9 protein-coding genes are annotated in these 9,249 nt (G+C 65.4%); 7 read left to right on the plus strand and 2 right to left on the minus strand.

The genetic code is table 11. The features are described from left to right. Positions 1-134: 134 nt before the first annotated feature. Both FGL98_RS22195 and FGL98_RS26955 read left to right on the plus strand, forming a co-directional pair. Positions 135-752 carry a hypothetical protein gene (locus tag FGL98_RS22195; RefSeq protein WP_146320623.1) on the plus strand — a complete coding sequence of 206 codons (618 nt, stop codon included), beginning with the start codon at positions 135-137 and terminating at the stop codon, positions 750-752. A 130-nt stretch (positions 753-882) separates the two neighbouring features. Beyond that, a complete protein-coding gene (locus FGL98_RS26955) occupies positions 883-1,107 on the plus strand; it encodes a recombinase family protein (RefSeq protein ID WP_342779997.1) in 225 nt (74 codons plus the stop codon). Positions 1,108-1,491: 384 nt separating this feature from the next. Here the strand turns inward: FGL98_RS26955 and FGL98_RS22205 are convergent, their stop codons facing one another. Next, positions 1,492-2,736, minus strand: a complete 1,245-nt coding sequence (locus FGL98_RS22205) for a site-specific integrase (RefSeq protein WP_146320625.1) — start codon at positions 2,734-2,736, stop codon at positions 1,492-1,494. Positions 2,737-3,739: 1,003 nt separating this feature from the next. Here FGL98_RS22205 and FGL98_RS22210 point away from each other — a divergent pair. The 3 genes from FGL98_RS22210 (at position 3,740) to FGL98_RS22220 (ending at position 5,545) form a co-directional block, all read left to right on the plus strand. Further along, positions 3,740-4,129, plus strand: coding sequence for a hypothetical protein (locus tag FGL98_RS22210; RefSeq protein WP_146320627.1), 390 nt, complete (start codon positions 3,740-3,742; stop codon positions 4,127-4,129). A gap of 280 nt (positions 4,130-4,409) precedes the next feature. Then, positions 4,410-4,814, plus strand: a complete 405-nt coding sequence (locus tag FGL98_RS22215) for a hypothetical protein (RefSeq protein WP_146320629.1) — start codon at positions 4,410-4,412, stop codon at positions 4,812-4,814. Continuing rightward, positions 4,811-5,545: an RES domain-containing protein gene (locus tag FGL98_RS22220; RefSeq protein WP_146320631.1), complete on the plus strand. Its 735-nt coding sequence runs from the start codon at positions 4,811-4,813 to the stop codon at positions 5,543-5,545. The genes FGL98_RS22215 and FGL98_RS22220 overlap by 4 nt, the downstream gene beginning before the upstream one ends. A gap of 685 nt (positions 5,546-6,230) precedes the next feature. Here FGL98_RS22220 and FGL98_RS27265 read toward each other — a convergent pair. After that, positions 6,231-6,458, minus strand: coding sequence for a hypothetical protein (locus FGL98_RS27265; RefSeq protein WP_186526320.1), 228 nt, complete (start codon positions 6,456-6,458; stop codon positions 6,231-6,233). 560 nt (positions 6,459-7,018) lie between these two features. Here FGL98_RS27265 and FGL98_RS22230 point away from each other — a divergent pair. Both FGL98_RS22230 and FGL98_RS22235 read left to right on the plus strand, forming a co-directional pair. After that, positions 7,019-8,821 carry a restriction endonuclease gene (locus FGL98_RS22230; protein WP_146320635.1) on the plus strand — a complete coding sequence of 601 codons (1,803 nt, stop codon included), beginning with the start codon at positions 7,019-7,021 and terminating at the stop codon, positions 8,819-8,821. A 109-nt stretch (positions 8,822-8,930) separates the two neighbouring features. Next, on the plus strand, positions 8,931-9,170 hold the full coding sequence (locus tag FGL98_RS22235) for a hypothetical protein (RefSeq protein WP_146320637.1): 240 nt from the start codon (positions 8,931-8,933) through the stop codon (positions 9,168-9,170). The last annotated feature ends 79 nt before the right edge of the window (positions 9,171-9,249 follow it).

The raw sequence follows: 9,249 nt of genomic DNA on the forward strand, positions 1-9,249 counted from the left end.
ATGGCTTCCAGTTCAGCGTCGACCGCAGTGTCTGCAAGAACTGCGATCCGTCAGCCAGATGTCAGGACACCCGACGGCGTGCACTTTGCCCAACTCGCCACGCGCGGCATGGTCCACCAATTACGCTCCTATGTATGTCGATTAGCGAACGTCCGACGTTGGTCGGCTGGGTGATCGTCGCCATTATTGGTCTCGTAATCGTAGCCATGCTATTTTTCGAGTTTCGAAAGACCAATGATGACCACGCACGCCACAGCGCGGTCATTGGCTCGACCATGGCGATCACGGTCGCCCTCGGATCCTGGATCTTTCCTGGGATACACGGTCTCATTATGGAGCCTGCTCCTCGAGCAACCAAGAACCTCCCGATCGAAAAACTACGAGTCGGTGACTGCATAGACACGGCCCCGCCCGCTCGCGACCACACCTCGTCGTCGCAAGGACGCTACGACCTCGTAACTTGCGATGGCCCGCACGAAGATCAAGTGACGTACATCGGAGTCGTTCCGTCCGTGACCGGAAAGTACGATGCAAACGTCGCTCAGGCATACGCCAGTGAGCACTGCGCAACCCCCGATGGCATAGCCCCTCACAGTCGCGTGGCATGGCTGGAATTAGACCCGACAGCGTGGCAAGCGAACCACCGATGGCTTGCCTGCGTGGTGGGCGTCCCCGGCGGCAAGGCTTCGGTTGGCAGTTCCGTCCTGCCGTCACCAACTGCCCTACCACTCAAGAGCACGGGACATGGTTGATGCACGGCGTCGACAAATGGGAATTTTTGGCTCTCCCGATTCCCAGCGGTTCTGAGATGAGTTGTGAGACGTTGAATGCATGGCCGTCGTCGTCTGGCGCGTCGACCGGCTCGGCTGATCCCTGATCGACGTGCTCAACACCGTCAAGTTGCTGCAGGACAACGGGATCCACATCCGCTCCATGCAGGACGGGATCGACCCCAGCATCAAGACGGGCCGACTGATGCGCAACATGCTCGCCACCCTGGCCAAGGACGAAACGCGAGTTGATCACCGAACGCGTCAACGCCGGTATCGCCGCCGCCCGGCAGTCCGGTACCCGATTCGGCCGCCCAACCACTCGACCCGAAGGTGATAGCCGAAAACCTCACTGTCGCAACCGAAGCCCGGGCAAAGGCCGTACCGCTGTGGACACCGCCCAGCTGGAGGGATGGAGCAGGGCGACCCTCTACCGCCACTAGACCAAAGCCACTCACGTCCCACTGGCCCAGAACGTCCGCGGGATAGCCGACCTCACGTCCAGCCCGAACCCGTCCATTGCGGCTGCTGAAAGCACCGTTACCAGCCAGTAGAAACTCCCGCACGACCGGCCAGGTCATCGGCACCGCGTGCTGCCCGGTGGCGGCGCACCAGTCTCCGAACTTGTTCCCAGTCCCCACCGTCACAACACCCTCACCACCTCACACATCGATTCATCCGTGGGCATGATGGCGTGGGAATGGCCGGATGGCACGGGTGTTCAGAGCCCGAGCTTGCTGACGGCGTTGCCATCGGCGGGTGAGTGCCGGCGCCGGTAGACCGCGACCGACTCGTGGGTGCGGTGCCCGGTCTGCTGCTGGATCTCCAGCACGGTCGCTTGCGCCCTGTCGGCCTCCGACACGAATCCGGCCCTTAAAGAGTGGGCGCTGTACCCGTGAGTAGGCAGCCCGGCCTTCCGTCGGGCGCGCAGCAGCGCGTCGGTGACCGCCTCCCCCGACAGGCCGGCCCCGACGCGTCCGGTGCGGTGCACGGCCACGAACAGCGCCTCCTTTGCCCTGAACCCCAGCGGCAGCGACGCGAGGGGCACCACCAGCGGCGGTGCGCCGGGTCGGCGCCAGCCGGGCGGGGTCTGGCACACGTGCGCCTCCTTACCCTTCTTCTGCTGGGTTTTCTGCTGGCGCAGGACCCACATCGCCGCCGTGCGCTGCCGGCGCCCGACCAGCCGCGACCGGGTCGAGGCCGCCAGCCCGGACTCGTCGTGCCCGGGCGGCGCGTGCGCCGCCGCCGCGAGGACCGCCCGCAGCTGGAGCCACCGGGTCAGGGCGCAGGCCACGCAGGTCAGGGTGTGCCGGCCGCGGGGCAGGACCACGGTGTGCCCGTGGCCGTCCTGGTCGGTCTTGGAGAAGGGCAGCACCCAGTGGAACCCGTCGTGGGCGTGCCACCGCAGATCCATGATTTTTGCGGTGACGAGCTCGGAGCGGCGCCGACCGCCGGCGAACCCGGTCAGCAGCAGCGCGGCATCCCGGGTGGCGATCACCCCGCCCGGCCACCTGGTGGTGGCGATGGCGGCCAGCATCAGGCGCAGGTCCGTCAGGGTGAGGGCTTCGGCCTGCCCGGGCATCGCGGTCTGTCGGGCCCGCGCCTGCCGCCGCCGGGCGCCGGCCAGGGCGCGTCGGACCAGTTCGTCCCGGCCGGGCTGCGGGAATCCATGCGTGCGGTGCATCGCGTCGATCCCGGCCACCCACCGCATCAGCGTCGACGCCGCGTGCGGGCGATCCCTGCCCTCCTCGATGTCGGCGCCGTACCGGGCGAGGTACTCGGCCACGTCGACCGGCCGTGCGGGTAGTGCCCCGATCCCCTCGCGGGCGCACCAGGCCTCCCAGCGGCGCCAGTCCGCGGCATACGCCGTCCGGGTCTGCTGTGACTTGGCGTCGTCGACCAGGGCCGCGAGCCGCGCCGACAGCTGGGGTGTCTCCGGGACCGGCGCCAGCGCGGGAAGCCGCATTTATACTTCCCCGGTTGTATAAATGCGGATAACCGATGTCTTCGCGGCGCGCCCCTCGGCCGGGCGCCTTGGTTCATGGAGTGCTGATTTATCGCTGCGACCGCCGCTCCCCCGAGGTGCGGCGGGTGATAGCACCGTAGTCTCCACGGGGCCGACCGGCCAGCACCGACCACACCGGGTGACGTGTCTGCCGTCGTGGCGCGACCGACTGAGCCGTCTCCGGGCTCCCAACCGGGCGAAATCCACCATTCCCACACCCTAGCCCACAGATGGCGCTGGTCGGGATAAGTATGCTTATCCAGATCAAGGGGCACCCGGTGTGCGGTCCCGATGCCGTCGCCATGGGGGGCATCCACCGCGGGCAAGGCGACGACCAGATGCCCGCTCACCCTGACCCGTGAATATCCCTGCACGACCGTGCTGTGCTGGGTAGTCGGGCGGCGAAGTTGATCACCACGGTGCGGCCCGGGTCCTCCGGCCGGACGACCGGTCGACAGGGATGCTGCGCCTCGTCGTTACCCGGCCGACGCTCGGCGTGAATCGAGCTCGGCCGGCGCCGCCTCGACCAGGCCGAGCAGCACGGGAACGACCGGACGAGCCGGGGCATGAACTCCCCGACTCGGTGACGTCCTGGCCGTGCGCGGCGCGGCACGCCGGCGCCGCGCACCCCGGGGGTGGCCCCGCACACGCCCGCCGACGCCCGATCGAATATCCGGGCCCGTGACAGTGCTTCACGGTTGCGGGCGGCGGATCTCATGGTCAGGCGGCCCGGGAAGTCCTCCGCCGGGACAGCCTCGCACGCTGCCGAACCACTCTCCAGCACGCCAAGACGCCGCACCCTCCACGTCTATGGCCTCACCCGCACCAGTCCGCGACCCGACCTCATCGGAGGCCCCGCACTGACGTCGTCCTGAGGCAGCAGATCAGCCAACAAGATCCACAGCCCTACACCTCTTGCATTCCGGGTTTTTCATTTCGTCCGTACGAAACTATGATGGCCGACATGAGCGCGAGAACGTGTCCACGGTGCGGCAAGACCATCACGTCCTCGGGCCGAGGACGACCTCCGACCTGGTGCTCCCAAGCCTGCCGGCGAGCGGCCTACGAGGAACGGCGCGCCGCCGCCTCCGGAGCCATCGCCGTCCGCATCGTGACCAAGGAAGCACCACCGACTGCGCCACCCAAGGTCTCGATCGACGAGCACGTCGCCGCCGTGATCGCCTCCCCCACCGCCTGCGCCCGCGTCCTCGCCGAAGTCGCCACGCTGAAGGCGAACGGCCAGATCCAGGACCCGCGATGGGCGCGCGTCAAAACCGCGGTGGATCAGCTGATCGCTGCCGGCCAAGTGCCGGCAAATCTCCACTGGATCCGATCGGCTCCGACCGGAAGGTGACGCACAACCCGCGAGAGTCACGTCGCGCGTATCAAGATCGGTCGCCGACGTCATCGCGGAGTACGCCACTTAGCGATGATGCATCGTCTGGACGTGCTACCGCGCGTGGGGACGTCCCCAGGACTCAACGTGCACGTCCCCATGGGTCAAAGTCCCACGTCCCCAAGGCCTCATGGGGCGCTCGGATCGACATTTCGTTTCAGATTACGAGTATCATTACGGCTGTCGGATCAGTGCTGATTTCGGGTCTACTTTTAGGCTTCGGAGGTATGCTGTGGCCATGACGAACAGGACAGCACTCGAGTCCGAGCAGCGCCCCGGCCTCCGGGCCTACGAGGATTCGGTGCGCTCGACGCTGCCCGAGGTCGTGACCAAGCTCCGCGAGATCCTCGGCGTGCGGCTGGTGGCCTACATCGGCAATGTGAAGTCGACCCAGCCCGTCGCGACCTGGGCATCTGGCCAACGATCCCCCGGGGAGGTCGACGCTGACCGGTTGCGCCTGGCCTTCCAGATCGCCGGACTCCTGCGCGAGCGATACTCGGCCACCACGGTGCAGTCGTGGTTCAAGGGCATGAACCCCGCCCTCGGTGACATCGCACCGGCCCGGGTGCTGCGTGAGAGCGACCCGGTGGAGGTAGGCACCGACCTGCTGGCGGCAGCAAAGTCCTTCGCCTTCGTCGGATGAGCGTGCCCGACCTGGAAATCACCGGCGACCCCGGCACGGTATGGCGGGTGGGCTTCGAGCCGGACCCGTGGGCGTGGACGTCGTGGATCTATGCCACCGACTCCGGTCTGTTCGATGGCCGATGGGATGACCAGCTCGGCGTCTTCCGCACGCTCTACACCAGCGCGAGCCTCGTCGGATGCTTCCTCGAGCTGCTGGCCAAGCACCGCCCCGACACCGTCCTCCAGGAGGCTCTCGCCGAGATCGATGACCCTGGCAACCTGGCGGCGGACGACCGGGAGGCACCTCCAGGAGCGATCGGCTCCGACTGGCTCGAGGGCCGGCAATTCGGCCGCGCCACCCAGGTTGGGCGGTACTGCTTCATCACTCACTCGCGCACCATCGCGGCAATTGATGCGGCAGGGCAATTCGCTGCACACGGCATCCCATCCCGCGACGTCGACGCCGCCTTGTTGAAGAACGCCGAAGACCGTGTGCTCACCCGCTCGGTCGCCCGCTGGGTCTATGACCTTCGCGACGACGAACGTAACGAGCTGGTGGACGGCGTCGAGTTCCGCTCCCGACTCGGCGACGAAATCCGCATGTGGGCCGTCTTCGAACGATCACCCGACGAGACCAAGCGACACAGCAACCTCATCACCCCAGAGTGGAACGCGCCCGTTACCCCTCAGACCCCCGAGCTTGTCGACGCCTTCTCGCGCCTCGGACTGTTCTGGCACGAGCTCGAATAGCGGCCCAAGGCGACGAGCCGACCTTGAGCCCGCACCCCTTCCGGGTGCGTTCACCTGGGTTACACCCAAGGGGCGCACGGCGCGATCTTGGCACCCCGACCTTGAGCGGCATGGTGGTACCTGAGCGCCGCGGCCACCGTCGAGTGGCCCACCGTTCTTGCAGCTCGGCGAGGGTCGCGCTCGTCATCGCGGCCATCGTCGCCCGGTGCGCCTCAGGTCGTGAATACGGAGGTCGTCGCGGCCGGCGGCGGCTCGCGCCACGCCTTATGCCCGGAGGAAGGTTGGAGGTTGCTCTTGCCATCGCGCGGAGAAGAGCAGCGAATTGCCCGCCTTGCCATCATATTCGTCAAGGTGCTTCTGGAGTTCGGGCACGATGTACGGCGGTATCGCCACCACCCGAGTCCCAGCCACGGACTTCGGGGTTCCCACGACGAGCCCCGGGACTCCACGAGACTGCCCTACTGACGTTGACGGGCCCCTGATCAGATCAAGGTCCGCGCGCCGCAGCTCCAGCACCTCGCCCAGTCGGAGTGCGCGCCAGGCACAGATCAGTACCAGGGCCCGCCTATTGGCCGACATGGCGGCGGTGATGATCTCCAATTCTTCGATCGTCGCCGGCCGAACCTCCCTTGCTCGCGGCGCCGACGACGCCGCGCGGATACGACACGGGCTCGCCGGCAGCTCGTCATCGGCGACGGAGTGAGCTCGGCGACGGAGTGAGCACCGCCTTGAGCAGGGCGTAGGCAGGAGCGTTGACTGTCGGTGTGGCCTGGTCCAGACCGGGCCAGCACTTGCGGACGATCCTTGGCGTGATCGCCGTGATGGCAGTGTCGCCGAAGGCCGGAGGGAGGTATCGGCTCACCAGGTGCGTGTACCCGTCACAAGTGCGTGGTTTCAGCGGGCGATCCGCCATCCAAGTCCTGGAGAATTCCGCGAACGTGAGCTGATGTCTATACCACCGCTGCGGCCACCATCGCCGAGGCACCGCTGTGCGACCGCGCCGCACGCGAACTTCAGACCCGACTCGTGTCCCACCTCGACCTCCCGACAACCGAGACACCGAGTACACCGCAGATCGACGGCGCCGCCCACCAGCGCGACCGGGCGCAGACAGCCGACCAGCGACCGACGCCGTCACCTGCCCCGACAGATAGCGGCGTCAACTTCTGAGTGAGGAGACAGCGCCGCCAGCGAACTCTCGAGACCAGTAGCAATGCTCCAGGCGCAAACATGCCCTCGGGCGAGCCCCGCGTCACTCCGCCCAGAATGACGCTGCATCGATGGGTGGCCGGGAACTTGGTTTACACAGCCCTGCATGAGCGCCCTTGTCAGAGGGGCAGCTGTTGAACGACCTGTTAAGCGGGGCAGTTCGCGCATCTTCACCTTGCATCCGCACGCTTCCAGCCGGGTCATCATTGAGCCGGTCCGTGAGCTGGCGTTGTGGTGAAGCCCACCGCGCCGATAATAGGGAGCATGGGACGAGTTGAATGGACAACGCTTCCTGGCGAAACAACCGAAGAGGTCGCGGCGCTCCTTGTCAACTGCGAACACCCGACCTCCACACGGATTACCCCATCCAGGGGCGATGGCGGTGTCGACATACTGCTTCGCGACGGGGATGGCCCAGGCCGCGATATCGTCTACCAGGTCAAGCGATTCTGTGGCGCCTTAACGTCAGCGCAAGTAACATCGATCGAAAGCTCCGTGAAGGCTCTATTCACGGACCCGAGATGGTCCGACCTGAACGTTACGGTCTGGATACTCGTCATGCCGTGGGACCCAACGCCTGAGCGAGAACACTGGCTCCAGCAGACGCTTCACGCACGCGATCCGCAGCTCAGGGTGGTCTGGCACGGTCACACCTATCTTGAGCGCCTAGCCTCTGAGCACTCTGAGGTGATCGATTACTGTTTACATGGTGGGCGCGAGCGACAGGAACGGCAGTTCCAGCAAGTCATTGCACTGCTCGGTGTCGAGAACATATCCTCGGACGCGGACCTGGCTCCGTCCTCTTACACTGGGCGTCTTGGTATGGCAGTCGAGGCGCTAAACAGAAATCCGTTGTACCGGTTCGACTTTCACATTGGAGAGGGTCCCCTCGAAGAGATCATGGATCGTCTGATCACGACGCCACAACACAGGCAAGGCTTGGTCCTATCAACAATCGAACCGGTCGGCGAAAGCAGGTGGGTGCAGGTAGATGTCATTGCGCGCACTGCAGTTTCGGCGCTACTGAGCCCAATTACCGTCAGCGGCAACTTTCAGGCATCTATCACGGATTCTGATGCAACTAACGAGCTGGAAGCCTTCACGAAGTTCGGTGCACCGTTGGACCATCCGGGGGTCACCTTTAAAGGGGAACTGACCGCACCTGGCGGCTTTGGTGGAACCATCGACGCCAGCAGGATGCGGCTGATTTCAGCGAGCCCTCCCTCAGATGAGGGCAGTGCACTGCGGATGGACGTCCGCAACGTGTCGAATGAATTGATCGCGCAGCTGGACCTCATCCGCACCGACAGAAGCCATGGCAGCGACGGTCTCCGCGTGGCACTGACCGACAGCAGCGAGCTGCTCACGCTAGAGATCCGTGCCGACCTACACAAGCAATCGACCGAGATCTCGCTGCGCTTCGCTCGGTACGTTGGGCAGCCCGTCGGTGTTGTTGCGCCGGTGATGCAGTTCATCGCGGCATGTCACAAGCCCAACAGAGTCCGTGTCGGGCTGCAGCACGCCTGGCCCGGCAGCGCCGTTGAGGACTCAATGATGGGTCGCCTCCTTGACCAAGATGGCGCTCACCGGGATGACTGGGTGCAGATTGCGGGCTGTATGACGGATCTCATGGCCATCCAGGAAGCCTGTAGCAAGGTTATTGCCGCGCCAGACCTCAGCGCGGTCTCTGCGCGTGACCGCGCCGGCTGGTCGCGCGCCGCACGGCTATTGTCGGGAGAGGAAATTGTCGATCGCTACCCGGAAGGCCACGCCGCCTTTGTGAAAGTTGACGGAGATGCAGCCCCCGCCGTTGGTTCCGACGTGTCATTCACCATCCGTCTGCCGTTCTACACCAAGGTAGGCGACCAGTCCGAGCTTTATCTCAACGGTGAGTTGCACGCGCAGTTCCGCAAAGCCGACGTGGTGCGAAGCCACTCGGGAGACGACGGAACGCGGCTGGAAGTAACTACGCCAAGACGTGAGATCTATCTCCACCTCTACGGCTCCGAGATGTGCCACTGTACGGCGTTGCCGGACCCCAGCGACGACGCCGGGGTCGCCACGTAGGCGCTCAGATTTGCAAACGGAGCGCGGGCGATAGGTACGTCTTTCCGCGTCGGACGCACGGATCTGCCGCGGAGGGCGCGTGGTCATTCGTCTGCCCTAGTCTCGGCCCATGGAGTTCGGGAGCAATCCGAAGCTAGAGGCCCAGATCGGACGGGTTTGCCTCGTCTTTGCCCGTGTCGAGCAGGAAGCCGGTCACGTCGTGCAGGCTGCTGATGGCAATTGGGACCTCGCGGGGAGCGGTGACTACCTAGCCTACTCGTCAGCGTCTGCGCCTCTTCTCGGCTGGCTCAAGGACGTCGGCAAGGGGCTCTTCGTACGTGTGGTGGGGGCGTTAGCGACACGCCAGTGATCGTGGATGCGGTGAGGTAGGGGTCGAGGTCCTCAGGATCGGAAGCGACCAAGCTCACCGATCACCAAGGACCTCGACG

The organism is Leekyejoonella antrihumi (genome assembly GCF_007845645.1).
GTDB classification, from domain to species: domain Bacteria; phylum Actinomycetota; class Actinomycetes; order Actinomycetales; family Dermatophilaceae; genus Leekyejoonella; species Leekyejoonella antrihumi.

Coding starts and splice junctions, on each gene's coding strand:
- FGL98_RS22195 (WP_146320623.1), top strand. CDS start 135: ATGTCGATTAGCGAACGTCCGACGTTGGTCGGCTGGGTGATCGTCGCC.
- FGL98_RS27265 (WP_186526320.1), bottom strand. CDS start 6,458: ATGGCGGATCGCCCGCTGAAACCACGCACTTGTGACGGGTACACGCAC.
- FGL98_RS22235 (WP_146320637.1), top strand. CDS start 8,931: ATGGAGTTCGGGAGCAATCCGAAGCTAGAGGCCCAGATCGGACGGGTT.
- FGL98_RS22215 (WP_146320629.1), top strand. CDS start 4,410: ATGACGAACAGGACAGCACTCGAGTCCGAGCAGCGCCCCGGCCTCCGG.
- FGL98_RS22230 (WP_146320635.1), top strand. CDS start 7,019: ATGGGACGAGTTGAATGGACAACGCTTCCTGGCGAAACAACCGAAGAG.
- FGL98_RS22210 (WP_146320627.1), top strand. CDS start 3,740: ATGAGCGCGAGAACGTGTCCACGGTGCGGCAAGACCATCACGTCCTCG.
- FGL98_RS22205 (WP_146320625.1), bottom strand. CDS start 2,736: ATGCGGCTTCCCGCGCTGGCGCCGGTCCCGGAGACACCCCAGCTGTCG.
- FGL98_RS22220 (WP_146320631.1), top strand. CDS start 4,811: ATGAGCGTGCCCGACCTGGAAATCACCGGCGACCCCGGCACGGTATGG.